Origin of the sequence: Methylacidiphilum caldifontis (assembly GCF_017310505.1) — a bacterium.
GTDB classification, from domain to species: domain Bacteria; phylum Verrucomicrobiota; class Verrucomicrobiia; order Methylacidiphilales; family Methylacidiphilaceae; genus Methylacidiphilum; species Methylacidiphilum caldifontis.
On record NZ_CP065957.1, the window covers coordinates 134213 to 158572 of the forward strand.

At 40.1% G+C, this 24360-nt stretch carries 22 protein-coding genes and 1 other RNA gene; 11 read left to right on the top strand and 12 right to left on the bottom strand.

Translation table 11 applies throughout. The annotated features are described in order from the left end of the window. The first annotated feature begins 70 nt into the window (after nucleotides 1-70). Nucleotides 71-277, top strand: a complete 207-nt coding sequence (locus tag IT6_RS00650) for a hypothetical protein (RefSeq protein WP_134440351.1) — start codon at nucleotides 71-73, stop codon at nucleotides 275-277. A gap of 60 nt (nucleotides 278-337) precedes the next feature. On the opposite strand, the gene pqqE is transcribed toward IT6_RS00650, so the two are convergent. The 5 genes from pqqE to pqqA all read right to left on the bottom strand — a co-directional run bounded on the left by pqqE (nucleotide 338) and on the right by pqqA (nucleotide 3586). Further along, nucleotides 338-1462 carry a pyrroloquinoline quinone biosynthesis protein PqqE gene (gene pqqE, locus IT6_RS00655; protein WP_206826840.1) on the bottom strand — a complete coding sequence of 375 codons (1125 nt, stop codon included), beginning with the start codon at nucleotides 1460-1462 and terminating at the stop codon, nucleotides 338-340. Between the two features lie 10 nt (nucleotides 1463-1472). Then, nucleotides 1473-1745 carry a pyrroloquinoline quinone biosynthesis peptide chaperone PqqD gene (gene pqqD, locus IT6_RS00660; protein ID WP_166792873.1) on the bottom strand — a complete coding sequence of 91 codons (273 nt, stop codon included), beginning with the start codon at nucleotides 1743-1745 and terminating at the stop codon, nucleotides 1473-1475. Further along, a complete protein-coding gene (gene pqqC / locus IT6_RS00665; RefSeq protein ID WP_242524252.1) occupies nucleotides 1735-2535 on the bottom strand; it encodes a pyrroloquinoline-quinone synthase PqqC in 801 nt (266 codons plus the stop codon). The genes pqqD and pqqC overlap by 11 nt, the downstream gene beginning before the upstream one ends. Before the next feature lie 4 nt (nucleotides 2536-2539). Further along, nucleotides 2540-3436, bottom strand: a complete 897-nt coding sequence (pqqB, locus tag IT6_RS00670; RefSeq protein ID WP_206826842.1) for a pyrroloquinoline quinone biosynthesis protein PqqB — start codon at nucleotides 3434-3436, stop codon at nucleotides 2540-2542. A 69-nt stretch (nucleotides 3437-3505) separates the two neighbouring features. Further along, nucleotides 3506-3586, bottom strand: a complete 81-nt coding sequence (gene pqqA / locus IT6_RS10555; protein ID WP_134440363.1) for a pyrroloquinoline quinone precursor peptide PqqA — start codon at nucleotides 3584-3586, stop codon at nucleotides 3506-3508. A 146-nt stretch (nucleotides 3587-3732) separates the two neighbouring features. On the opposite strand from pqqA, the gene IT6_RS00680 reads away from it, so the two are divergent. The 6 genes from IT6_RS00680 to IT6_RS00705 all read left to right on the top strand — a co-directional run bounded on the left by IT6_RS00680 (nucleotide 3733) and on the right by IT6_RS00705 (nucleotide 10927). Next, complete coding sequence (locus IT6_RS00680) at nucleotides 3733-4806, top strand: beta-propeller fold lactonase family protein (RefSeq protein WP_206826844.1); 1074 nt, start codon at nucleotides 3733-3735, stop codon at nucleotides 4804-4806. Nucleotides 4807-5015: 209 nt separating this feature from the next. Further along, the gene (locus IT6_RS00685) at nucleotides 5016-5477 is read left to right on the top strand and encodes an NAD(P)H-dependent oxidoreductase subunit E (protein ID WP_242524253.1); all 462 of its coding nucleotides are present in this window, start codon (nucleotides 5016-5018) and stop codon (nucleotides 5475-5477) included. Next, nucleotides 5470-7038: a formate dehydrogenase beta subunit gene (locus IT6_RS00690; RefSeq protein WP_134440357.1), complete on the top strand. Its 1569-nt coding sequence runs from the start codon at nucleotides 5470-5472 to the stop codon at nucleotides 7036-7038. Before IT6_RS00685 ends, IT6_RS00690 begins: the two co-directional genes overlap by 8 nt. 58 nt (nucleotides 7039-7096) lie before the next feature. Next, on the top strand, nucleotides 7097-9976 hold the full coding sequence (gene fdhF / locus IT6_RS00695; RefSeq protein ID WP_206826846.1) for a formate dehydrogenase subunit alpha: 2880 nt from the start codon (nucleotides 7097-7099) through the stop codon (nucleotides 9974-9976). Between the two features lie 53 nt (nucleotides 9977-10029). Beyond that, entirely contained in the window at nucleotides 10030-10257 is a 228-nt protein-coding gene (locus tag IT6_RS00700) for a formate dehydrogenase subunit delta (protein ID WP_134440359.1), read from the top strand. Between the two features lie 61 nt (nucleotides 10258-10318). Next, nucleotides 10319-10927 carry a DNA-3-methyladenine glycosylase gene (locus IT6_RS00705; protein ID WP_206826848.1) on the top strand — a complete coding sequence of 203 codons (609 nt, stop codon included), beginning with the start codon at nucleotides 10319-10321 and terminating at the stop codon, nucleotides 10925-10927. Between the two features lie 218 nt (nucleotides 10928-11145). On the opposite strand, the gene IT6_RS00710 is transcribed toward IT6_RS00705, so the two are convergent. Further along, a complete protein-coding gene (locus IT6_RS00710) occupies nucleotides 11146-12825 on the bottom strand; it encodes a cbb3-type cytochrome c oxidase subunit I (protein ID WP_134440361.1) in 1680 nt (559 codons plus the stop codon). A gap of 1 nt (nucleotide 12826) precedes the next feature. Beyond that, nucleotides 12827-13309 (bottom strand): cytochrome c oxidase subunit II, encoded by a 483-nt coding sequence (locus tag IT6_RS00715; RefSeq protein ID WP_206826850.1) that lies wholly within the window; start codon nucleotides 13307-13309, stop codon nucleotides 12827-12829. A 359-nt stretch (nucleotides 13310-13668) separates the two neighbouring features. Between IT6_RS00715 and IT6_RS00720 the strand changes: the two genes are divergently transcribed. Beyond that, a complete protein-coding gene (locus IT6_RS00720; RefSeq protein ID WP_206826857.1) occupies nucleotides 13669-14415 on the top strand; it encodes a Crp/Fnr family transcriptional regulator in 747 nt (248 codons plus the stop codon). Nucleotides 14416-15009: 594 nt separating this feature from the next. After that, the gene (locus IT6_RS00725) at nucleotides 15010-15657 is read left to right on the top strand and encodes a L,D-transpeptidase (protein WP_206826859.1); all 648 of its coding nucleotides are present in this window, start codon (nucleotides 15010-15012) and stop codon (nucleotides 15655-15657) included. A gap of 193 nt (nucleotides 15658-15850) precedes the next feature. On the opposite strand, the gene IT6_RS00730 is transcribed toward IT6_RS00725, so the two are convergent. Then, entirely contained in the window at nucleotides 15851-18655 is a 2805-nt protein-coding gene (locus IT6_RS00730) for an MMPL family transporter (RefSeq protein WP_134440874.1), read from the bottom strand. 227 nt (nucleotides 18656-18882) lie between these two features. Here IT6_RS00730 and IT6_RS00735 point away from each other — a divergent pair, with 227 nt between their 5' ends. After that, nucleotides 18883-19500, top strand: coding sequence for an HNH endonuclease (locus IT6_RS00735; RefSeq protein WP_134440873.1), 618 nt, complete (start codon nucleotides 18883-18885; stop codon nucleotides 19498-19500). Nucleotides 19501-19625: 125 nt separating this feature from the next. Here the strand turns inward: IT6_RS00735 and IT6_RS00740 are convergent, their stop codons facing one another. Continuing rightward, on the bottom strand, nucleotides 19626-20177 hold the full coding sequence (locus IT6_RS00740; protein ID WP_134440872.1) for a globin domain-containing protein: 552 nt from the start codon (nucleotides 20175-20177) through the stop codon (nucleotides 19626-19628). A 243-nt stretch (nucleotides 20178-20420) separates the two neighbouring features. Next, a complete protein-coding gene (locus IT6_RS00745; protein WP_153300116.1) occupies nucleotides 20421-20576 on the bottom strand; it encodes a hypothetical protein in 156 nt (51 codons plus the stop codon). Nucleotides 20577-20731: 155 nt separating this feature from the next. Between IT6_RS00745 and ssrA the strand changes: the two genes are divergently transcribed. Next, nucleotides 20732-21109, top strand: a transfer-messenger RNA (tmRNA) gene (gene ssrA, locus IT6_RS00750). Nucleotides 21110-21893: 784 nt separating this feature from the next. On the opposite strand, the gene purM is transcribed toward ssrA, so the two are convergent. Next, nucleotides 21894-22904 (bottom strand): phosphoribosylformylglycinamidine cyclo-ligase, encoded by a 1011-nt coding sequence (gene purM / locus IT6_RS00755; protein WP_134440871.1) that lies wholly within the window; start codon nucleotides 22902-22904, stop codon nucleotides 21894-21896. Nucleotides 22905-22923: 19 nt separating this feature from the next. After that, on the bottom strand, nucleotides 22924-24351 hold the full coding sequence (gene purF, locus IT6_RS00760; protein ID WP_242524254.1) for an amidophosphoribosyltransferase: 1428 nt from the start codon (nucleotides 24349-24351) through the stop codon (nucleotides 22924-22926). Between the last annotated feature and the right edge of the window lie 9 nt (nucleotides 24352-24360).

Genomic DNA, 24360 nt, shown 5'->3' on the forward strand with positions numbered 1-24360 from the left:
AGTTAAGGACAACTTTCGAAACTTCTCCAATATTGAATTGAAAGAAAAAGACAAAAGGAGGCTTTTGAATATGAAGAGATTTCTTAAGGGATTAACCGTTTTCTTCTCTCTTGTTGTTTGTGGTTCGTTCTTTGCCACTCAGGGACATGGAAGAATGATTCAAACAACCCGAGGGGATATGGTCATTGTGGGAAAACAAGGGAATAATTATTTAGGAAAATCTGGAGAGTGTCCTTCCTGCAAAAAAGAGAAAAAACAAAAGAAAACGACTGAGTAGCATCGAGTTTTCTTTTGTTGGGAACATAGCCAAAGGATATTTATTCCTTTGGCTTTTTTTTTAAGCCTGTAGAGTCTTTGAATTTTTGAGGTTTCTATAGATAAACTTTTTATCTTCAGAAGGAGTTTCGGCCGGGTTTTCTTCTTGGATAATGCGCTCAATAATATGATGATGAGGAGAATAGATACAGGCTGGGTCTGTTGCCGCTGCATCAGAGGTAAGTAAGAAAGCTTGACAGCGACAACCTCCAAAATCGATCTCTTTTCGAGGACAGCTCTTACACGGTTCAGGAAGGAAATCGGTTCCTCGGAATTTGTTGAAGGCTTCAGAATTCCACCAGATATTTTCTAAACTGTCTGATCGAATATTTGGAAAAGAAAGAGAGCGAATGTCGCGTGCACTTTGACAGGGCAAAACGGTTCCATCGGCTGAAACAGTCATATAAATTTTCCCCCAGCCTTGCATGCAGGGTTTAGGAAAAGGACTATAGTAATCGGGAATTACAAAAAGGATTTCCATTTTTCCTTTGTATTTTTCTTTTGCCTTGGATGCTTCTTGAGATGCCTTTTCTATCTGTTGTTTGCTGGGAAGCAGCTTTTTCCTATTCAGCAGTGCCCAACCGTAGTACTGGGTATTGGCTAGTTCTAATCTATGGGCTCCCAAGCTTGCTGCAAAATCGATAATTTCAGCAATCCGATCAATATTATGCCTGTGAATGACCACGTTGATTCCCAGTGGAATTTCACTTTCAAGGATGAGTCGAGCAGCTTCTATTTTCTTTTCAAAGCTTTTTTTCACTCCAGAAATTTGGTCAGCTAAATCTGGCCTGCTGTCCTGGATACTGAGCTGTATACTGTCTAGACCTGCTTCTTTAATCTCTTTAAGAAGCTCTTTATGGATAAGGGTACCGCCCGTGCTCATGTTTGAGTAGAAACCAAGGTCATGAGCTGTACGAATTAAGGTCGTGATGTCTTTGCGCACTAAGGGCTCTCCACCGGAAAAATAGACTTGTAAAATACCCAGTTTTTGAGCTTCTCTTAAAACTCTTATCCATTGTTCGGTACTCAATTCGTTTTTAATCCATCCTGAATAGTGTGTGGAGTTGCTGCAATAAGGACACTGTAGAGGACAATGAAATGTAAGTTCGCAAAGCAAAGAAAAAGGTAAAAACCTTGATTTGGACATATAAGCCTCTCTAATGGATTTGTAAAAGACCCTTTTCATGAAGGGCTAATAAAAATTCCCATACATCTTTTTCCATCGCAACCCTATCTACAGAAAAATCTTTTTCCAGTTCGTTGATAATATCTGAAAGTTTTCTTTGACCATCGCATAGCTGCAAAATTCTGTAGGCGGTTTGATTCAAGAAGAGAAGACCTTCGGGGAAAAGCAGTACAGGCTTTCCTCTTGCTTCATCGAATTTAAGCCTAGTTTTAGGGGACAGTGCAGGAATTTTTTCAGAGTGCATAAAGAGGCCTAGGTACACGTATACCCAGTTGGTAATGCATATAGAGGGCATCGAGCATAGACCAGAGTAAATCACATTTGAACTGCAAGGCTTCAATTACCGATAGCTGCAGTTGTTGTGTTGTGCATTTTTCAAGGACAAGACCCAGGGTAAAACGGACATCCCGAGGGGCCTGTTCAACTCTCCTCTCAAAATACTTTAAACCCTTGGGATCGATCCAGGGATAATATTTAGGAAAAGCTGAAATCCGTATCCGATGGATCGTGGGAGCAAACAGCTCGGTCAGGGAAGAGGCCATAGCAATAAGCCAGGGCTGCTCTCTACAAAAATGAACATAAGCATCAACGGCGTATCGGACTCCAGGGAGTAAATAACGATGGGACAGCAGATCTTCCCTGCTTAAACCGACAGCTAAACCCAAATTAAGCCATCTTTCTATTCCACCAGGATCTTCTCCAAAGCCATCATGATCATGAATCCTAGAAATCCAGGCACGTCTCAGTTCTCTATCGGGACAATTGGAAAGAATAGCTGCATCTTTAATGGGGATCTGCGCTTGGTAGTAAAAACGGTTAGCTACCCATCCTTGTAACGCTTCTTTGGAGAGTTTCCCTTCATTCATAAGCAGATGGAAAGGATGCTTGTCATGATAGCTATTTGCTCCTATCTGTTTTAAAACTTCTTCGAATTGAGGAGCAGCAAGAGGAAGTTGTGAAACAAATGTTTCTTTGGGTACAAAAGAAGGGTAAACGGTCTGTGGAGAATAAAACACTGAGTTCATTTGTAGCATACAACTATAGCAAAAGCTTCATCCCATCGTAAGCAATTTCTACTCCAGATAAAGCCACGGCTTTTGCCTGTGCCGAATCAGGATCAATCATGGGATTAGTATTGTTGATATGAATGTAAATTTTTCTAGGTATTTTGAGGGATGAAAGCCAGTTTAAAGATCCATTTTCTCCACCTACAGGAACATGGCCCATTTGAGAGGCTTTCTTTTCTTTGATATTCCAAAGACAAAGTTCATTTTCAGACCAGAAAGTGCCATCAATAAAAACACATTCTGACTCCTGGATAAACTCTTCGAGCTGAGGGTTGATTTCAGGAAGTGCTGGACAATAAACTATTTTTTTTCCGGATTCCTCTTCTATACTCACAGCTATAACGTCATCGGGACGAGGTTCCCTTTGGGCATAAGGAGGGACTGATCGTCCTAAGTTTAAGGCATTAAATAAAAGAGAGCCGATTTTAAAGGGAAATGTGGCTTTTTTAATTTCAAGATATGAAGAAAGGATGCGTATCAAGGGATAAGAATTAGAAAGAAGGTCCCAACTCGATTCAGAACAAAGCAGTTCGATGTCTTTGCCTTCTCTTAATGAAAGTAATCCAGAGGCGTGGTCAATCTGGGCATCGGTTAGGACTACCGCTGAGAAGGGAGATGAACGAATTTCAATACCTGGAGGAGCCAATTCAGGCTCTCGAGAAAGTTGTGTCGGTAAATCAATGGATGCATTGAGAAGAACCCATTTTTCTCCTACCGCTCGGACAGCTATTGAAGACTGAGTTCTTCTCAAAGAGAAAGGCTCTTTTTTTTCTTTGATTTCTAATCTTGCTCGAACACAATTTGGACAAAGACAATTCCACTGAGGAATCCCTCCTCCTGCACCGGAACCAAGGACTAAGACTTCCATAAGAAGCAACAAGGGCAAAGGTTTGTTTGCCTTTGCCCTCAGCTGCAAACATTCGTTGACATCCGAAGATTAGCTCTCAGCAATAAATGCGTAAGCTGTAACTTCCATGCAGAGATTTAATTCTTCGAATACTGGTTTTTCCCAATTCATGTGTCCTCCTGTTTGTAAAATATATAATTTTTTTTAATCCTATTCAATTCCATATTTTTTTTAAAATTCAATTTTAAATTTTAACTTTTTTTGATTGAATATCTTAATGGGTTTTTCCAACACTCCAATCCCAGCTACATTTTCAAATGCAATTCAGATTGGTCATTAAAATCTATAAAAAGTTAGGTTTATTTCCAGCTTCTTTTTTCTTTAGATCCATTTGGAGTGTTTCTTTTTTTCTATTCTTTCTAGTTTTCTCTCTTTTTAGCTATGGCCAAGACTCTTCTTTAGGGTTCGTTAGTCATGAAGGAGGCATAACCCTCATCGATATAGCCAAGAATTTAAAACTTAAAGAGATAGTCTTGCCTGGGAGCTTCCTTCGGGGTATTGGTTTGAGTGCCGAGGGTAAGACTCTTTTTGTCGCCGATAAATCCAGTGGCTCTGTTTTGGTTGTAGACATCGATGAGGGTAAAATCATAAATACTATTGCTTTAGGGCAGAATCCTGAGTTTCTGAGAATCCATCCCCTTAAAAAAACACTTTTTGTCTCTTATGAACCAGACAAGAATCAGTCTGGGTCCAGTAATAGAGCAAAAATTGCCCAAATCGATATCCATAAAGAAAAGATCTTAAAAGAATTTTTGTCCGGAGAAGAAACCGAAGCCATAGAGTTTTCAGCAGATGGTACAAAGCTCCTTGTTTCCAATGAAGGAGAAAATACCATTGGAATTTACGATATTTCTTCAGGAAAGGAAATAAAACGGCAGAGTGTTCAGGCTATAGGCCTGAGACCTAGAGGGCTAAAAAGAGCTCCTTTTGGAGATATATATGCTGTAACTTTTGAAAACAGTAACAAAGTGGCCCTATTCGATAAAGATTTTTCTCTAATAAAAGAGGCTCCTACCGCTTCTGGACCTTATGGATTGGCCTTTGATCCTTCGGCCAAAAAATTACTTGTCCTAGCTTTCCGAGATCGAAAGCTGCAGGTCTTTGAGGTCCCAACCCTTAAACTTATTGCTGAAGCTCCTGTGGGTGAGAGGAGCTGGCATTTTACTTTTAGTCCTGATGGAAAAAAAATACTGGTAGCCAGTGGCCGATCCAATAAACTAATCGTTTTAGACGCAGTCAATTTTAAGGAACTGGCAACGATTGAAGGGATCAAAGCCCCATGGGGTATTGTTACTTTTCCACCGAGTTATGGAAGTTTAGATAATCCATAAAATATTTTAATGGAATAAATAAAAAAAATATTTTAATAATTTTTATTTTTGCATATTGATCTCTCGGGGAAAATTGGCTAATTAAATAAGTAATTAACAGATAAGTAAGTTAAAAAGTGTTTTGGTGATCAGGAAACAAGAGAAAAAATGTACTATTAAAAATTTTAACGAATTTGGGATTTTAGAAACGACTCATGATAATGAAAGAGATGGATCAGAAAATAGAAGATTTGTTGGCTTTTTATTCCACAAAACCTAATGGACTCATTCCTTTTTATCATAAGGTTCAAGAAGAGCTTGGATATATCCCTAAAGAATTTATTCCTCAGATCGCTTCTTCTTTTAATCTTTCACAAGCTGAAGTCTATGGAGTTCTGACTTTTTATGCCGATTTCAGAACACAACCTCCTGGAAAAAATATTCTAAGAATTTGCAGGGCTGAAGCTTGCCAGTCCAATGGTTGTCACAAACTCATAAAAAAAGCAAAAGAAGCTTTACGAATCGATTTTGGGCAAACATCGGCGGATGGGCAAGTTACTTTGCTGCCGACATTTTGTTTTGGTAATTGTGCTAACGGTCCTTCAGTTTCCCTTAACGGAAAACTGTATGGCCGGGTAGATGTGCAGAAAATGGAAAAACTTATTGCTTCAATTCAGCAATGCTATGCATAAGCTTTATATATCAAAAGACTATTCTTCAGTGGCTGTTGGGGCAGACGAAGTCGCGTTGGTTGTTGAAAAAGAGGCTTCATCAAGAAGCATTCCCCTAAGCATTATCCGTACGGGTTCCTATGGTCTTTATTGGCTTGAGCCTTTAGTTGAAGTGCAACTGGAGGGCACAAAAAGGGTTGCTTATGGCCCTGTTAAGCCAGAGGATGTAAGGCCCCTATTTGAATCAGGGTTCCTTAATGGTGGGGATCATCCCTTGTTCATCGGTGATGTCCAAGAGCATCCTTATTTAAAAAGACAGAAAAGACTCATTTTTGAACGCATGGGCCGTCTTGAGCCCCTTTCTTTAGATGCTTACGTTGAGATGGGCGGTTTTAGGGGTTTAAAAAATGCGCTAGAGTGGGGACAGAACCGAGTCATCGATGAAGTCACGAAGTCTGGGCTAAGAGGAAGGGGAGGGGCTGGGTTCCCTACAGGAATAAAATGGAAGACGACCTGGCTAGCGCCTTCTTCACAGAAATATATTGTTTGCAATGCGGATGAAGGGGATTCAGGAACCTTTTCTGACCGCATGGTGATGGAAGGCGATCCATTCCTTCTCATAGAAGGGATGATGATTGCAGGCTTCGCTGTTGGAGCCAATAAAGGATATATCTATTTGAGGTCTGAATATCCTCTAGCCTACGAGATACTCAACAAGGCCATTGATATTTGTAAGCAAAAGGGATATTTAGGGAGCAAGCTTTTCGGCACTTCCTTTAGTTTTGATCTAGAAGTCTATCTGGGCGCGGGAGCCTATATATGTGGGGAGGAAACAGCCCTTTTGGATAGTCTTGAAGGCAAAAGAGGCATGGTCAGGCCAAGACCCCCTTTACCTGCAGTAAAAGGACTATGGGGACAGCCTACGGTTATTAACAATGTAATCACGCTTGCTTCTGTGCCTTGGATTTTATCTTATGGCGGGGATGCCTATGCCCGTTTTGGAGTGAATCGTTCTAAGGGCACTCTGCCTGTACAGCTTTCGGGAAACCTGAAATATCCTGGACTTGTTGAAGTGCCTTTTGGGATTAGCCTTAAAGAGCTCATCTATGAGTTTGGAGGGGGAACTCGCACGGGCAAACCTTTGAAAGCTATTCAAATTGGTGGCCCCCTAGGTCCTTATCTACCGGAGTCTCTTTTAGACATTCCTTTGGATTATGAAGAATTAAGCAAAATAAAGGGTATTGTAGGGCATGGAGGCATTGTAGCCTTTGATGATTCCGTCAATTTGGCTCACATGGCTCATTATGCAATGGAGTTTTGTGCCGAGGAGTCCTGCGGAAAATGTACCCCTTGTCGGATTGGTTCTACACGGGGCATGGAGCTAATGGAAAAAATAATATGGGGAAAAGGGTCACGGAAGGATTTGGAACTCCTTTTTGAGCTGTGCGATACGATGATTAATGCATCGCTTTGTGGTTTAGGAGGAATGACTCCTTTTCCCGTATTAAGTGCTTTGAGGTATTTTCCAGAGGATTTTGGTTATAGTAAGCAAGATATTGTGGCTTTTGCTACTACGAACTAGAAGGAAGGAAAAAAAAGATAATTAAAGGAAAGTCTCTAATTAAAAAAGGAGAAAGGTTATGCTGACCGATAAACGCAATGATTTAGGAACTCCAGCAAGCTCAGCAGAAAGGAATTGGTATAGAAACGGCAAAAACAATGGCCGTGCCCAAGTTGAGCACAGTCGAGTTGATTTCAGCTCCAATGTCAAGTCAAAAACCGTTACTTTAACTATTGATGGGAATGAAGTCACTGTTCCAGAGGGCACTTCTTTATTGAGAGCTGCAGCATTAAATGGGATTATGATCCCAAAACTTTGCGCGACAGATAGCCTTGAACCTTTTGGATCCTGCCGGCTTTGCCTTGTAGAAATTGAAGGCAAAAGGGGCTACCCCGCTTCCTGTACAACATTGGCTGAGCAGGGTATGAAAGTAAAGACTTATTCACAGAGGCTGGCCAAGCTTCGTCGCAATGTCATGGAACTTTACATATCCGATCATCCTTTGGATTGTCTGATGTGTCCAGTGGATGGGGATTGCGAACTTCAAGATATGGCGGGAGCCGTAGGCTTAAGGGACGTACGTTATGGATTTTCAGGAAAAAACCATCTAAAAAGCGAAAAAGATAAAACAAATCCCTATTTCACCTTTGATCCAGCTAAATGTATTGTTTGTTTTCGATGTGTCCGGGCTTGCGATGAAATTCAGGGCACATTAGCTTTAACGGCTCGTCATAGAGGTTTTGATTCGATCATTACTCCCGGTCCTACGCATGAATTTCTTTCCTCAGAATGCGTATCTTGTGGGGCTTGTGTCATGGCTTGTCCAACCGCAGCGCTGATCGAGAATAAGGTTATTGAAAAGGGCTTACCCTTAAAAACGACAATTACAACCTGTGCTTATTGTGGAGTGGGTTGCTCATTTGAAGTTCAAACCCAAGGTCATGAAATTATAAGACTTGTCCCCAATAAGAACGGCCATGCTAATCATGGCCATTCTTGTGTAAAAGGGAGATTTGCTTGGACTTATGCATTAAGCCCCGAAAGGGCAACTAAGCCCTTAATGCGTAAAAGCATTGAGGAACCTTGGAAAGAAGTGAGCTGGGAAGAAGCCATAGCCTATGTTGCTTCTGAATTTAAACGAATAGCCGAAAAATATGGCCGGAATTCTATTGGAGCGGTCAGCTCATCTCGTTGTACAAACGAGGAAGATTTTCTTGTTCAAAAATTGGTCCGTGCTGTTTTCCGTAATAACAACATCGATACCTGTGCTCGAGTCTGTCATTCTCCTACCGGTTATGGACTTAAGGCTGCGTTTGGGACTTCAGCGGGCACAAATCCTTTTGATTCAATCCGGTTTGCTGATGTCATTTTCATCATTGGCGCTAATCCTACGGATGGTCATCCCGTCTTTGGTTCCCACATGAAACGGAGGTTGAGGGAAGGGGCTCGGCTCATTATAGCTGATCCAAGAAAAATCGATCTGGTCAAAACCCCTCACATTAAAGCGGATTATCATCTCCAACTTAAGCCGGGCACAAACGTTGCCTTGCTCAATGCCCTTGCTTACACGATTCTTGAAGAGGGACTGGAAAATCGAGCTTTTATAGAGCAGAAGTGTGACAAGATATCCTTTGGAAAGTGGATGGAGTTCATCCGTAGAGAGGAAAATTCCCCTGAAAGAGCTCAGGAAATAACAGGAGTAGATGCAGGGCTTATTAGAGCCGCTGCAAGGCTTTATGCCACAGGGGGCAATGCAGCGATCTACTATGGATTGGGTGTCACAGAACATTCCCAAGGGACAACGGCGGTATTGGCTATTGCTAATTTAGCGATGCTTACCGGAAACGTGGGCAAAGAAGGAGCTGGTGTTAATCCTCTTAGGGGTCAAAACAATGTCCAGGGATCCTGCGACATGGGCTCATTTCCACATGAATTTTCTGGCTACAGGCACGTTTCAGATTATCAAACAAGAGCCCTTTTTGAAGAAGCTTGGAATGTTCCCTTGGATCCTGAACCTGGTTTTAGGATCACCAACATGTTGACCGAAGCTGTCTATGGGAATTTTAAGGCCATCTACGTCCATGGAGAAGATCTTACTCAATCTGATCCAGATAGTAACCATGTCATTGAAGCCTTAAAATCGATGGAACTTGTCGTGCTCCATGACATTTTCCTGAACGAGATGTCTAAATATTGCCATGTGTTTCTGCCCGGATGTTCTTTCCTGGAAAAAGATGGCACTTTTACTAATGCTGAAAGAAGGATCCAGAGGGTAAGGCAGGTTTTACCTCCGGCATGTGGCAAACAGGAATGGGAGGTAATCCAAGAAATTGCTCAGGCAATGGGCTATCCCATGCATTACAATCATCCTTCAGAAATCATGGATGAAATTGCACGGCTTACTCCTACATTCCGAGGCGTAAGTTATGAAAAACTAGATAAACTGGGAAGTATACAGTGGCCATGCAATGAAGAGGCGATCGAAGGCACGCCCGTTATGCATAGGGAAAAATTCTTTAGAGGATTGGGTCAATTCCATATCACAGGTTATGTTCCTACACCTGAAAAACCGACACGCCGTTTCCCTCTTATTTTAACGACAGGTAGAATATTGCACCATTACAATGTAGGAACGCAGACACGAAGAACAGAGAATATCATATGGTTTAAGGAAGATGTACTTGAAATTCATCCTTCAGATGCCCAGGACAGAGGGATAAAAGATGGAGAACTTGTTGAAGTAACAAGTAGAAAAGGGAGTGGTTTTTTTAGGTGTAAAGTGACTGAAAGGGTGCAACCCGGTACGGTGTATGCGACATTTCATTTTCCAGAAAGTCGTGCGAATATCGTGACAACAGAAATATCGGATTGGGCAACCAACTGCCCTGAATATAAAGTAACCGCTGTGCAGGTTAGTGCTGTAGCTAAAGAAAAAGCAGTAAAAGAGGCTCTTTGTTAGGCAAGTAGGTACTAAGAGCGGCTATTTAAGATCTATTAAATTCTCTTAGGCTTATGAAAACGGTATACGAGGATCTCATCTTCATGGCCAACCAGATTGGAGATTTTTATAAAAATTATCCTTCAACTGAGGAAGCCATAGAAGGGATTGTCAGCCATTTTTGTCGATTTTGGTCACCCATCATGCGCCAAAGAATCATTAACTATGTCGAAGAAAATGGAGGAGAAGAGCTTTATCCTTTGGTTAGGGAGGCTGTGAAAAAACTCAAGGCCAGCAGCTGATGAGGATTTGCGAATATTTAACAATCATTTTTTCCTTCAAAGCTGCTGAAATCAACAGAAAATGGGTGAAAAGATCGGACTTGAAGCCTATTTGACAGATGATCCCGTTAAAGGAGCTCTTTTTTTTCTTGGAAAAAAAATATCTGTTAAAGATGAGAAGGGGATAGTTTCAGCAATTATTTTCGAAACGGAAGCCTATGGAGGAGCTGAGGATAGGGCTTGTCATGGATATGGGAATCGCATTACTCCAAGAAATAAGATCTTATTTCACCAGGGAGGTATCGCCTATGTTTATTTCTGTTATGGCATTCACTATCTTTTGAATTTTGTCCTTGGTCCTGAAGGCGTTCCTATGGCTGTGCTCATACGTGGGGTGTGGATTATCGAAGGAAAAGAGAGGGTTAGAGAGAGAAGAAAAGGAATATCTGAAAAACATTGGGCTGATGGGCCAGGAAAGGTTACGCAGGCTTTGGGCATCAAATCTTCGGATAATGGAATCTCCCTCGTAGGAGATCGCATCTGGGTAGAAAATACAGGAATAGTTGTTCCTCAGGTAGAAATTGAGAGAACAGCTCGAATTGGTGTCGATTATGCCGGAGAATGGGCTAAAAAGCCTTTTCGTTTCCTATGGAAAAAAGGAAAAGAAGAAATAGGTTCCTTAAAGCTATAAAATAGCAGTAAAGACAAGCATTAGAGTGCAAAAGTTAGCTTAGTATACAACCCCTAGACTTGATTCACAGGAAAGCGGCAGATATGTGCTCCATTTGCTAACTTTTATGGACTAATCGTTTCTTGGACATTCTGGATCCAGGATTAAACTCAATTATTCAGAAAAGATTCATTCCAGAATAGATTTGTATCATGATTTTGCCCCTCCCAAGCTTTTAATCAAAACCCTTGGAAGGGTTGGCAAATGAGTTTGGGAGGCAAATGGGTAATCAAAAAAGGGCCATAAAGTAAAGCAATAAGAGCAAAACAAAGCAATACCCAGTAGCTGATCTTATCAAAAATAAGCTGTGATCCCTTTAAAGATGGACCATGTATCAGTTGTGCAATAGGCATATCCGCCTGTCTTTCTTTTAATCCAAACAGAATAGTCATAATCATTACGAAGAAAAAAATCAGGAAACTCAAAAACATAAGACTTCCTCCAATGGCCGTTAAGGTTCCTGATATTTTCCAACCAGCAAGAGGTTCGTAGGGAATGAGTGCAAGAGCCGTGCGTCTAGGCATCCCTAGAACACCTCCACTCATTTGTCCAGATGAAAAAATAAGGACACCAAAAAAATAGATCCATGGCTGCCATCGTGCAACAGAACGGCCCCAGAGTTTTTTTCCTGTCAGATAGGGAACAAGCCAGTAAGCAATTCCTACAAGTGAAAGAGCCACAGCCGCTCCCACTGTTAAGTGGAAATGCCCAGGCAAAAAAGAAGTATTATGGAGCAATAAATCCATGTTGACACTCGCATGCATGATTCCAGTCATTCCTCCAGGAAGAAAGGCTAACCCAGCTAAAATTTGAGCACAAACCGAAGGATCCTTCCATGGTAACTGTTTGACCCATCCAAAAATCCCTTTTCCTCCTCGAGATAAGCCTCCCATTTCGAGGCTATAAACAACAGAAAAAGCTGTGACTAGGCTTGGAAAAGCAATACCAAACGTCAACACTGCAGCGGCCCATTTGTAGAACAACCCGATTCCTGGATCAGCATATTGATGATGGAAGCCAACAGGAACGAGGATTAAAAATGCTACAAATACACTGCGAACCATCAGATCACTGTATAATTTTGCTCCCACTTGCGCGGGTAAACAGAAATACCAGGAAACATAAACAGGTAAAAGCCAGAAATAGACTATTGGATGTCCTGTAAACCAAAATAAAGTCCTTGTGAGCGTGGCATCTGATCCTGGAAGAAGGTTTAAAGACCAAGGTAGCAACAAAAAGAGATCTTCAACTGCTGCCCCTATTGAAGAGATATCCCACATGATATAAGTCAAAATAGAAGCATAGGCAAGGAGAGGAATACGATCCGTGGGATGCTCCTTTTTCCACTTTCTTAAAGTAACAAGCTGTGCCAAAGAAATAGCCCATGTACTAATAACTAAAAAAGCTATTCCTACATAAAAACTCCAATGTGCCCTCATCGGGACATAAAAGGTGTAGAGAACTGCTGAGTTGCCAAAAAGTATGCCGTAAAAAGAAAGCCCTGTACCTACAATAAGGCTGAAAAGGCTTAAAAAAAGAAGAAATGGTGGCATTCTTAAACCCAAGCCACGAATAGTGGTCAGGGATAAAAACCCGTTTGAGGCTGCAAAGGGAAAAACAAAACCGTTGAGTACTCCATGCAAAGTCAATCCATGATAATAACTTTTTAAACCCGGAAAGAATTGATAGAGCCCTACACCCGCATAATTAAAAGCCTGGAGAAGCCCTAAAAATACCCCTAAAGCTAGAGAACCAAATCCAACTAGAATCATCCCCAAAATCAACTTTCGATCGATTTCACAAAGATCAAAATGTAATGGGTGTTGAACGACTGAATAAGCAGTGAGTGTTGTTTTCATCCTATTTAACTGTAATAGTTCCTGTCATTGCGTGGTGAAGCATCCCGCAGTATTCATTACAAATGATTCGATAGCTTCCAGCTTTTTTAAATTTATACTCGAAAACTGTGATTTCCCCAGGAATCAGCATGATGTTGACCGGGGTGGAAGCTATATAAAAGCCATGCTGCAAGTCCAGGGAGGTAGCCTTAATTCTTACCGTGGAATTTAAGGGAATTTCTATATCGGCTGGATTAAACGCCCAGGCTTGGCCAACGATGACAAGCTCATATTCTTTTTCTCCTCTTTTATAAAGGCCGGGATGATCAAAAGGAGGGGTTTGAAAGACGGATTGGACTAGTGATTCTCCAGGTTTGACAATAATTTTTCCTTTATCGGAAGGGATTCGAATCGATAAGACGAGCGTTGAATAGATGATGGCCATCATAAAAATGCCTAACATGACCGTCGCGATCCAAAGATAAATTCTTTCGAGCTTGTCCATTATTCATCCTCCAATAAGCATCCAATAAAAAAGAAACCAGAGCAGGATTCCTGCAGCCAAATACCCTAGTAAAAATACAAAAGTTCCTTTCGGCTTAGGAGGCTCTCCATTATTGTTTGTTTTCCTTTCCGCTAGCATTTTTCTTTCTTCTTAATAGTTTATTCGATTGCTTCTTATCTTTCTTTGATTTGGATCAAGAAGTCTTTTTTTTTATCTTTTGATATCCCCTTGTGTTTCCTCTATGTTTTAGCAGAAAGGAGGATAGAGACGTTAAGTTTTGAAAAGGAAAACTCGATTTTATTGCATGGGAGGAGCAGCTTTCGATTCGTTAAAAGCTAAAAGGTTTTTTCCCTACTTTTATGAGCAAAGAGAAGGAAGAGTTTTGTTTAACTGCTAGATCAGTTGTTATTGAAGGAGTCTTGAGACGTTGCCGTATATTTTCAGGTCTTTCTCTCGAGGAAATACAGAAACTTCTTCCCTGCACAAAATTGATTTATCTAGAAAAAGACCAGGTACTTTTTAGAGAAAGACAGCCCGTTCTAGGATTCTACATCATGATTTGCGGTTCAATCATGGTCTATAGGCTGACAGGAGAAGGAAAAGAACAACCCATTCATATTTTTTATCCTCCAGAATCTTTTGCAGAAGCTTGTCTTGTTGCAGACGGCTATCCTGCCGATGCAAAAGCTCTTTTACCGAGTCAAGTTTTATTGATTGCTAAAACAGAGCTTCAGAACCTGATCCGTTGTCGGCCTGAAATCGCCTTACGCATCATTGGTTTGATGAGCAATCACTTACGCAAACTCGTTGATAAACTAGATAGTCTTTCATGGAAAGATGCCGAGGTAAGGTTTATTCAATGGATTTTTAAACAGTCTCCAATTGATAATCCCCCTTCGACTTTCATCCCTCTTTTGATCCCCAAGAAAATCCTGGCCGCAGAGCTGGGTATAACTTCTGAAACTCTTTCTCGGATTCTTGCTAAACTGACCAATGAACAATTAATTCGGAGCGAACCTAAAAAAATTATCATTTTAGCAAAAGAGAAGCTCTTAAAGAAGTTGGAAGATCGGTTTGAGGAGGCTTCTCCGTTTAATTATCAATAATGAAGTCTCTTGCTCATTATTACTTTTAATTTTACAAACTCCATTCTTTATTTTTCTGCTCAATTTGGAATGTTTCTGATTGCTTAACGAATGTCTCTCAATATCGAAGCAGCTAGCTGTCTCCTTAAGAATATGAGCCAAAGATCGCCAACCTTTTTAGTGTGAAGCCGTTAAACTGATCTAGAACCGACTTTGGTTTTCTTTTTTTAAGTTGTCTAGCTATTTAGTAATACCTTCAGTGAAACCATGTGATTCAACAAAGTTTAGCGTAGAATACTCTTATGTAGGACTTTGGGAGTGAAAGTTGGCAAGAATTTTAATAGCAGTTGATTGGAAGAAGGAGTTCAAGAATAGGAGAGCCAAAGCCTCAAAGGTTCTCTAGAAAATAAAAATATACCCCATATTTAATCAATTTCTGCAAAAAACAGCATTTTATGTTGTTTTAGCTATTTTTTCATAAAAAAATAATAATAATTTTGATGATAAAAATAGAAGATGGCCGCAAAAGGAATGATTCCATTTCTCATGAGGATGATAAGAACTTGAGGCTATTTCTTAAGAGTTTTTTTAAAGAAGGATTTTTTCTTTTTTGAAATGAAAAAAATTTTACAGATCCTTCTCTTTTTGAGTAGCTGCCTCCATTTCAATATTTCTTTGAAAGCTATTTCCTTTGATGACTTTTTAGACTTTTTTGAGAAGGATAATAAGAATAATTACAATAAAGGTGTAATATCTGTTAAGGTATCGCTGAACAACCAAGCTCTTTATGTTTTAGAGGGCAATAAGGTTATTCTGGCCTCTCATGTCTGTACAGGAAAAAGGGATTCGACACCCACTGGATATTTCAAAGTTTTAGATAAACAGATGCACAAAAGATCATCTAGTTACGGATTTTGGGTTAAAGAGGGGAAGTACATTCCCTCGGATGTTTCAGGATGTCCGGGTCCAGGATGGAGATATGTAGGCTATCCGATGCCCTATGCCGTGGAGTTTTCTCCTGGTTATTATATTCATCAAGGCTATGTTTGGCCAGTACCAAGAAGCCATGGTTGTATCCGGCTGGAATGGAAAGAAGCAGAAAGGTTCTATAAGCTAGTCGATAGGGGAACTCCTATTTCGATCAAAAAAACACAACCCGAAGACAAAAAAGCAGGCAAAAGACTCAAGCAACCCAAAAGCTATAAAAAACCTGATCCCTCTCCTTCTCTTTTGGTATCAGAAAGAGCCTTTAATCCCTATTAACTGTTGCCCAGCCTTGAAAAGATGATCCCAATAGCAAAAATAATGAGGAAATGGCAAAGCTCTTGAGGAAGTCTAACAGGGTTGAATGTCCAGTTATAGTCTTATTATAAGCATATGCAAAACTGCTAAAGGAGTGGAAAAGCCGCTGCATTAGTATTATTCTTTCCAAGATCCGTATTATTTTCAAAGAAAATTACTTATTGGCCAATGTCTCTTCAGCAGGAAGGGGAATAGTTAATCCCTTGGTTTTGTTTTTCTTTGTATTTAAAAGATAAAATATTTGGGGTAAGATAATGAGGCTTGTGGTTAAACAAAAACTGATGGCAATAGTCATAACTAGCCCTAAGCTGTATAGTCCTTGATAGGAGCTTATTAGCAAGGAAGCAAAACCGATAACCGCCGTAAGTCCAGAAATCAGTATTGCTTTACCTGTACTTGTAGAAAACAGCTGGGCATTGCCATCCTCGCTAAATCTATCCACTGTATAGATCCCATAGGCGACTCCTGCTCCAATAGCCAAAGGTAAGGTAATGATATTAGCTGGGTTAAAAGGGATGCCAAAATATCCCATCCATCCCAAGGTCCATATTGCAGCCAGAACAAGGGGAAATAGGGCAAGAAGAGAATGCAAAAGATTTTGAAATCTCAAAACAATAAGGATCACAATGGCGACAAAAGCCCATTGAGCAGCTTCTGTGTAACTTTTTCTTAAAAGTTCTATATATTCGTAGTTTTGCACCGGTGTGCCTGTAACCTTGGGATCGACTTTACGAATGTCGTGAACAAATTGGACATCGGCTTTTCTTTCCCAAACGTTTTCTTTGGGAACAATCTCTATGAGGATTTTTCCATGGGGGGAAAGAAATCTTTCAAGAACTTCCTTAGGCAAGTCTTCAAGGATAACCCCTCTTGATGTATCCTGGGATCTTAACCAGAGAAGACCACTTTCCATTGTTCCAAAAATCTCAAACTGCGCCCTACTTAACCGTTTATTCAACTCCGCCTTGGGCAGTTTTTTCATCTGTTTCTGAATTCGGCTTAAGGCGGGAATAAGCTTCGAAAAAATATCTACTGCTTCTTTAGCTTGAGGGGCTATGGCTACAAATTTTTGTGCTGTTTTGTATCCTTCCTCAGATTTCTGGAGAAGGTCATCTATATCATTTTTTAGTCTTTCGGCGTTGACTTCCTTTTTAGAAGAATCTAGAGGGACATCTTTAAGCTTATCTACAATTTGTCTAACAATTTGTAATTTTTCTTCTTGGTGTTCAGGCAAAATGGTCGTGAGTGTTCTTACTTCAGCAACAGAGGGAAGGGCTTCAAAAGCTTTGGCCTTTTTTTTTGCTTCTTCTTCGTTATCGGCAACGGATAGTGCAGAGATCATTCCTCGAGAAGGTGAATTGAGTAGTTCCAGTTCCCATTGCACACAATCAAGATTTTGATTCTGCAGGTTCAACAGATTGTAATCAAATCCCACTTTAGGGATCATGAAAATGAAAAAGAGGCTAGCTGCTGTTGCCAAAACTAGCATTCCTCGAGGTGAAAAAAATAAAACTGTGTTAACCCATTTGGGGGCTGTCCATGTCGTCTTTATTGTAGATTGTCTAATTCTATCGAGTCCAATTTTTGAATCGATCCAAAAATATAGTGCGGGCAGCAAAGTTAAACTACTAAGGAGACAGAAAAGAATTCCAAAACCGGCCACGATACCAAATTCTTGTAGGCCGATAAAATCATTAAAACACATCGTGAAAAAGGCAATGGCCGTAGTGCATCCCCCTGTAAAAATTGCAGCACCGGTGTGTCGGGATGTGGTTTTTAAGGCTTCAAGAATGGTTTTTCCTCCTGAAATTTCTTCCTCATATCTACTCATGAACTGGATACCAAAATCGATACCCATTCCAATAACCATGGCTACGAAAGCTTCAGAAATGATATTCAGATGACCAATGGTGATCATTGGAAAAGCCAAGGCCCAACAAAGTGACATCGCTAGTACTACCAAACCAATGGCCGGACGTAGTATTTCACGATAACTGATAAAAAAGAGGATACTGACAAGGCTAAAAGCAAGAAGGGCTGAGTTTAAGCTATCCTTTGAACTTTCCTGGAGTTGGTCATCTTCAAGTACAGGTTCCCCGGTTAATCCGATGGAAAGGGAAGGATATTCCATGCCAATATCTGAGACAATTTCTCGAATCTTTTTTATTGTTTCAGTTCTTTTCTGCCCTTCGCTTGCTCCCTTTCCAGGAGAGGCCGTCACCAATACAAGCTTGCCATCTTCAAAGGAAAGAAATTCATGATCCTCCAAGATCGCTCGGATATCCTCTATCCTAAAATTTGACATCTCCTTATCCTGAAGTTTGAGGGAGGTCTTTTGCATTCTGACATGAGAAGTGGGGTTCTGCTCCAGTTGGTCAGCCAGTTGATTAAGGATGGCGACAAATTTATCGATAAAGGGGATAAACTCTTTCCAATTTTCGTGTTTACGGAGGTAAGATTCTTGAAACTTTGCATTCGCTTGGTTTAAGATGGTATTGAGATCTAGTTTTATTTCAGGTTCTTGCTTAAGGGTTTTTACATAGCCATCGATTTCTGATTCGATTTTTTTTAGGTCTTCAACCGGCAGATAAAGCAGAAGATGGGGTTCGAGTTTTGAAAGATCAAGTTTATCCCTTACATTTTGTACAAGCGGATAGAGTTTTCTCAACTTCTCTCCTACCTGTAGAGCTGCTTTTTTATTCTCATCCGGATCCGCTCCATGAATGACTACAACATAGTCTTCAGCAACTCCAAACTCTTTTCTGTATTCCAGATAATATTTATGGATAGGGGAATCTTTACGTATCAATGCATTGGTATCGTTAATGACTTTGAAACGGGTCGACAGGATCCATAAAGAGAATGCTGTTAGGACAAGGAAAAATAGAATAACAATCCGGCAATGAAGACAGGTTTTTTTTAAGACCCATGCCAAAAAGTTTTCTAAATTTTTTTTCATTGAGAATATCTTTTAGAGAGTTTTAATTATAAGACCCCTTTTTTCCAACTAAAAAGAATGGGCTTTAGATATTTCATAAATAAAATTAATAAATTCTATTTATAACTATTATAATTTTTATTGTTTTTGCAGAGCAAGAACAAAATTAAGAGTTTATTGAATGGGTCGTATTTAAAGTTTAAAAGGATTCTTGACACCTCAAAATTGACTTATTACAGATTTAATTGTTGCAACTAAGCTCAAGAAACATTTTAGACTCCAGTGTTCTGATTTTAAATCGGCTGTGGCAGGCAGTTAATTGGTGCACAGCAAGGAGAGCTTTTAATCTTCTTTATTGTGGTCATGCCTACGTTGTTCATAAAAACAAAGATGATTTTTATACTTTAGATTTTTTCGAATGGAAAGAACATTCTCAAGGATACAATGGGCATGATGTCGTTCATACGGTATCCTTTAAAATAAGAGTGCCCAAGGTTATCCTGCTTCTGTTTTTCGAAAAAGTGCCAATGAAGGAAGTTAAATTTACACGGCATAATGTTTTTGAAAGGGATGGTTATTTTTGCCAATATTGTGGAGAAAAATATGATACCGCTTATCTGAACTTAGATCATGTTATTCCGAAGGAGAGGGGAGGCAAAACCACATGGGAAAATGTCGTTTGTTCCTGTATTAGGTGTAACAGTAAAAAAGGCAACCGTACACCTCAAGAAGCGGGGATGAAACTTCTGAAAAAACCCAAAAAACCGAAGTGGCGTCCTTTATTTATTTCAGGAAAATTTCCTATCGACGAATCCTGGGAAAGGTTTTTAGATATTAATCGTTGGGAAGTCAATATTACGGAATAGGAACATTGTTTTATAAAACAAATTAATTAAATTGATCTTCTCCCTCTGGATCAGTAAAAGGCTGGCCTTCACCGATGGCCTAGACTTAGTCTTTAGTGGATAAATGCCTATGACTAGGGAAACATTTAGGGAGTAAAGAAATTTTTAATTTCGTCAAAATAAACTCGTCGAGGAGGCTCAAGGGTCGTCCTTCTATTGATCATTCGAATGGAAAAAGACTCGATCCATTGCCAGAACTCTTCAAGAACTGAAAAGGGAAAGGCCACTTCCTTAAGTGCGTACTTATAGCAAGCAAGCCATATTTCTCTTGCTTTTTCATCTATTGTAACTGAAAAATGGCGGGAACGCATTCTTGGTTCTCCTCGAGTAGAAGTATAGTAATCGGGTCCTCCACACATCTCCACTACGAAATCAGCCGAACGTTTGACCAATTTTTCCATGGCTTCTTTATCGGTTGGAAAAAGATAAAAAATCTGGCTTTTTAATAAATTTTCGTGATGTCTATGAACAAGTTCTCGAAGGAGCTTTTCGCCCGCAACTTCAAAAACTCTTCTCGAAGGAAATCTTACCTCTGGAAAAACGAAATCTACTCGTGGTTCACATACATGATCATTTCTGCGGTTAGAGCTAGCATTTTTGCTACAGCAGCAAGACCGATGGAATTCTTGAGTAAACATCTTTGTTTGGCTTTCAGAATGAGTTTTAATGTTATATAATAATGACACAATGCTACTTATAAAATCATTTTTCTATCCGTATTTGCCGAATTCTAGACTAAGGACTTTGTGAGAATAGGATAAGGAAAAGTGGGTACTTATTTTCAGTTATGATCTGCAACTACCCTATTTATCCTCCCTCGAAGGAAAAAGTAAAAATTTTTCTTTAAATCTAAAATTAGACAATCATCTTTTTTCTCTCTCTCAACCACCAATCCAAAAGCGTAGTCCAATCATCATGCCCATCACAACCCGAAGCAAAGCAAGAAAGAAAAAGAGGGCAAAGAGATAAAGAAGCTGTCGGATGATGTTTTTATCATTATCGTCTCCTTGAGGAGGCCATTTGGGATTTCCAACCATGAGTTTAAATTAATCCGAGAATCTCAAAATGGGAAATGAAAGTGAAAAAAAAATGTTTTGTTTATTTAGAATTTTGTTGAAAAGATTAGCTTTTAGGGAGAGAAGGTTACTTTGAATTTTTGAATTTTTATACGATATTTATTCATAGAATATTAGGGGGCGTTACCGGTGATCGATTCTCCGGTCAAGCTTGAAAACTGTGCAAGCCGAGGGCTCAGGTAGGTTGGCCTCGTAAAAAAACCTGCTAAAAACTTATAAATGCCAACGAAGAATTGGCTCTTGCTGCCTAAAAGAAAGCGGCAAGCGTTCTTTTCCACTTTTCCGGCGGAGTGGAAAAGGGCGTGTTCATTAGCCGGAGAGCATCGAAAAGTTTGAACCTTGTATTCGATGCTTAATTTAAAGGTTCACGTTGTGGAATTTTAGGTTCGCGGTTCCGCTTTTCCACGACGGTTAAAATGAAAAAACCGCTAAGCTTGTAGGACAATTTTTAAGCTTCCGAGAAGACGAGGGTTCGACTCCCTCCGCCTCCACCATTTCTATGTTTTTTTTGTTTTAAGTTCCTTGAAATCAAAACCCTTTTGTCCTTTTCACTTTGAGTAGTGTTTTTTCTTGAGTTGTACGTTGATCGAAAAAATTTGATGCCTCAAAAAGAGCATAAGCTATTTCTTGTAGCTGTTTTTTGCCTTTTGTTTACTGTCGCATAATAAATTGAGGAAGAAAAGTGCAGTTAGAGTCAAGATAAATCAATAAAGCCAACAAAAACATAAGCTACTCAATTTTGTTAGAGACATGGGTAGAGAGTTATGAAGTGGTAGAAGCTTAAATAGGTAATTCTCATAGACTTAGGCGGTCATTTCTTAGTTTTTTTGTTCTAAATTCTTTTTTGTGTACTTTTTCTGTTGGCTAGAGGAAGACCAGGAAGGACTGCGCGGATCAAGCGATGTCTAAACGAAGTTGTCTTAGGTTAGGAATGAGTTAAGGACAATGTTACAAACTTTTTGAACATAAATTCAAATCATTGCATGGCAATTTAAAATTGTAAGGATTTTGTCTATTATTCAGATTTCTCCAGCATAGGATGCAGACATAGAGATCAAGCATATCAGTCGAGGCAATTGACACTTTAGTCTAAGTGATAAGGATATAATGATCATGCAGATAGAGGAGGAGTTATAAACATTTTATAAAAGCTGGACTAGAGCAGATCGCCTCTTCTCTAATGTTGATAGAGCATCAGTAAGTAGATCGCCCGATCTATGGGATTGGTTCCTTTAGTGGCAGGAAAGAATTCCCCTATTTAGGCGAGGGGAGATAAGATTATTGCAAATGGACTTTCCCATTTCCTGGTATAATATTCCCAATCAAGTAGCCATCGATATGTTTAAGACACTGTTCTTTATATTCGGGTGCAATGACAAGGCAAAGCCCAATGCCCATGTTGAAAACAGTATATCTCTCTTCAATAGACAGAGAGCCAAGCTTTGTCAAAAAGCTAAATAGAGCAGGAATCGGCCATCTATTTGTATAGATAATAGCATCGACATCATGGGGAAGGATACGGGGTATATTTTCAAGGAAGCCTCCCCCCGTTATGTGGGCGATTCCTTTTATTGGGAGTAACCCTCTGAGAAGCTGTATCTCTTTAAGATAGCTTTTGTGGACTTCAAGAAGTTCTTCAGCAAGTGGTCGATTTAAGCCTTGAGGAATATCCCAGAGATCAAATCGATTTTGTTCAAAAAGAAGCTTTCTGACCAGAGAATAGCCATTTGTATGCAAACCCGAAGAAGGAAGCCCTATAATTAGATCATTAGCTCTGATCGTCTTTCCATCAATGATGTTTTCTTTATCTACTACCCCCACAATGGCTCCAACAAGATCAAAATCCTTTTCTTTATATAGACCAGGCATCTGAGCGGTTTCACCCCCCAAAAGAGCACATCCAGCCTTTTGACAAGCCTTAGCCATGCCTTGCAAAATTGGGAGAAAACGGGAGGAATCAAGTTTGCCACAACCAATGTAATCAAGGAAAAACAGAGGATCAGCTCCCAGCGAGCCGATATCGTTCACGCAATGATTGACAAGGTCTTCTCCAAGACTTTCCAGGCGGTTTGCCATCTGTCCCACAATGAGTTTTGTGCCCACTCCATCAATACTAGAAACAAGCACTGGATGTCGAAGATGAGGAAAAAAAGCTGAGAAAAGCCCACCAAAGCCACCAATATTTCCGATTACTTCAGGCCTCCTAGAAGGTGAGATAATTGAAGGGATCTTCGATTTAAAATCTTGGGCCGCGTTAATATCAACCCCTGCTTTGGAATAGAGATTCATAGAGTAAACAAGAAGATGATCATGAAAAGTTTTCTAAGAAAGAGCGTCGTTCGAGTATCAATTTGTCTAGATTGGGATCAAAATCTACGGGATAGTTACCCGTAAAACAAGCGGTGCAAAAATCTGTATGAGCTTCAGAACAAGCTTTTATCATGGCTTCATAGGAAAGATAACCGATCGAATCTGCTCCAAGATATTTACAAATATCTTCGGGAGCTAGCTGATTGGCTAAAAGACTTTTGGGGTTAGGAAAGTCTATACCGTAATGACAAGGGAAACGGTGAGGAGGGCAGCTTACTCTAATATGAACTTCTTTAGCTCCTGCTTCTCTAAGATTAACCACTCTGGCTCGAGCCGTAGTTCCTCTGACAATCGAATCATCCACGACAATAACCCTTTTGCCTTTTATGGCTTGCTGGATAAGATTAAGCTTTATACGGACACTAAAGTCTCGAATGAGCTGAGTGGGTTGAATAAATGTTCTTCCAATATAATGGTTGCGCACAAAGGCAGGGTAATAGGGGATGGCTGATTGTTCTGAGTAACCAAGAGCGGCATAATTACCCGAATCGGGGACTGGAACTACAATATCGGCATCAACGGGGTAAAGTTTTGCTAGTTCTCGGCCCATCTGTATACGGGCTTTACTGACATTAAGACCTGAGATATTGCTATCAGGTCGGGCGAAATAAACATATTCGAAAATACAGAAGGCTTTTCTATGCTCAGCTTCGTTTAAAGAATAAGAGTGAAGCCCATCTTCTCCGATAGATATAATTTCCCCAGGCTCGATATCTCTTAGGTATTCGGCATGTATGAGATCAAAAGCACAAGTTTCACTGGATATCACATAACCGTTTTCGATTTTTCCAAGGCAAAGGGGACGAAACCCAAAAGGATCTCGAGCAGCCATTATGCCTTTGCGAGTTAAAAGGACACAGGAAAAAGCTCCTTTGACTTTTTTAAGTGCATTGATAAAGCTACCTAGAATATCTTCTTTTGTGGGTTGAGCCATGAGGTGCAGTATCACCTCTGAATCTGATGTCGTTTGAAAAATAGAACCCTTGTTTTCGAGTTCCCTTCGAATTGAAGCTGCGTTGACTATATTGCCGTTATGAGCCAATGCAAGATCGCCTTTTGAACAGGAAACAACAATGGGTTGAGCATTAAGAAGCGTGCTCGAACCGGTGGTTGAATAGCGAACATGACCAATAGACATGGTCCCTTGGAGAGAAGATAAAGTATGCGTATCGAAGACTTGAGAGACTAGCCCCATCCCACGAAAAACTTCAAAATGAAGCTTCAGGGGGTTAAAACTTGCGATACCTGCACTTTCTTGTCCTCTATGTTGCAAGGCATATAAACCATAGTAGGTTAGTTCTGCCGCATTGGTATGACCATATACGGCAAAGACTCCACATTCTTCTCTAGGTCTAGCATTTTTCACTTTATGAAG

Excerpts from the sequence above, each read along its gene's own strand:
- pqqC (WP_242524252.1), bottom strand. The coding sequence starts at position 2,535 with ATGCTACAAATGAACTCAGTGTTTTATTCTCCACAGACCGTTTACCCT.
- IT6_RS00715 (WP_206826850.1), bottom strand. The coding sequence starts at position 13,309 with ATGGACAAGCTCGAAAGAATTTATCTTTGGATCGCGACGGTCATGTTA.
- IT6_RS00710 (WP_134440361.1), bottom strand. The coding sequence starts at position 12,825 with ATGAAAACAACACTCACTGCTTATTCAGTCGTTCAACACCCATTACAT.
- pqqD (WP_166792873.1), bottom strand. The coding sequence starts at position 1,745 with ATGCACTCTGAAAAAATTCCTGCACTGTCCCCTAAAACTAGGCTTAAA.
- pqqB (WP_206826842.1), bottom strand. The coding sequence starts at position 3,436 with ATGGAAGTCTTAGTCCTTGGTTCCGGTGCAGGAGGAGGGATTCCTCAG.
- IT6_RS00700 (WP_134440359.1), top strand. The coding sequence starts at position 10,030 with ATGAAAACGGTATACGAGGATCTCATCTTCATGGCCAACCAGATTGGA.
- pqqA (WP_134440363.1), bottom strand. The coding sequence starts at position 3,586 with ATGAATTGGGAAAAACCAGTATTCGAAGAATTAAATCTCTGCATGGAA.
- IT6_RS00705 (WP_206826848.1), top strand. The coding sequence starts at position 10,319 with ATGGGTGAAAAGATCGGACTTGAAGCCTATTTGACAGATGATCCCGTT.
- IT6_RS00685 (WP_242524253.1), top strand. The coding sequence starts at position 5,016 with ATGGATCAGAAAATAGAAGATTTGTTGGCTTTTTATTCCACAAAACCT.
- IT6_RS00720 (WP_206826857.1), top strand. The coding sequence starts at position 13,669 with ATGAGCAAAGAGAAGGAAGAGTTTTGTTTAACTGCTAGATCAGTTGTT.
- IT6_RS00650 (WP_134440351.1), top strand. The coding sequence starts at position 71 with ATGAAGAGATTTCTTAAGGGATTAACCGTTTTCTTCTCTCTTGTTGTT.
- IT6_RS00740 (WP_134440872.1), bottom strand. The coding sequence starts at position 20,177 with ATGTTTACTCAAGAATTCCATCGGTCTTGCTGCTGTAGCAAAAATGCT.
- IT6_RS00730 (WP_134440874.1), bottom strand. The coding sequence starts at position 18,655 with ATGAAAAAAAATTTAGAAAACTTTTTGGCATGGGTCTTAAAAAAAACC.
- pqqE (WP_206826840.1), bottom strand. The coding sequence starts at position 1,462 with ATGTCCAAATCAAGGTTTTTACCTTTTTCTTTGCTTTGCGAACTTACA.
- IT6_RS00690 (WP_134440357.1), top strand. The coding sequence starts at position 5,470 with ATGCATAAGCTTTATATATCAAAAGACTATTCTTCAGTGGCTGTTGGG.
- IT6_RS00725 (WP_206826859.1), top strand. The coding sequence starts at position 15,010 with ATGAAAAAAATTTTACAGATCCTTCTCTTTTTGAGTAGCTGCCTCCAT.
- purM (WP_134440871.1), bottom strand. The coding sequence starts at position 22,904 with ATGAATCTCTATTCCAAAGCAGGGGTTGATATTAACGCGGCCCAAGAT.
- IT6_RS00745 (WP_153300116.1), bottom strand. The coding sequence starts at position 20,576 with ATGGTTGGAAATCCCAAATGGCCTCCTCAAGGAGACGATAATGATAAA.
- IT6_RS00680 (WP_206826844.1), top strand. The coding sequence starts at position 3,733 with ATGCAATTCAGATTGGTCATTAAAATCTATAAAAAGTTAGGTTTATTT.
- fdhF (WP_206826846.1), top strand. The coding sequence starts at position 7,097 with ATGCTGACCGATAAACGCAATGATTTAGGAACTCCAGCAAGCTCAGCA.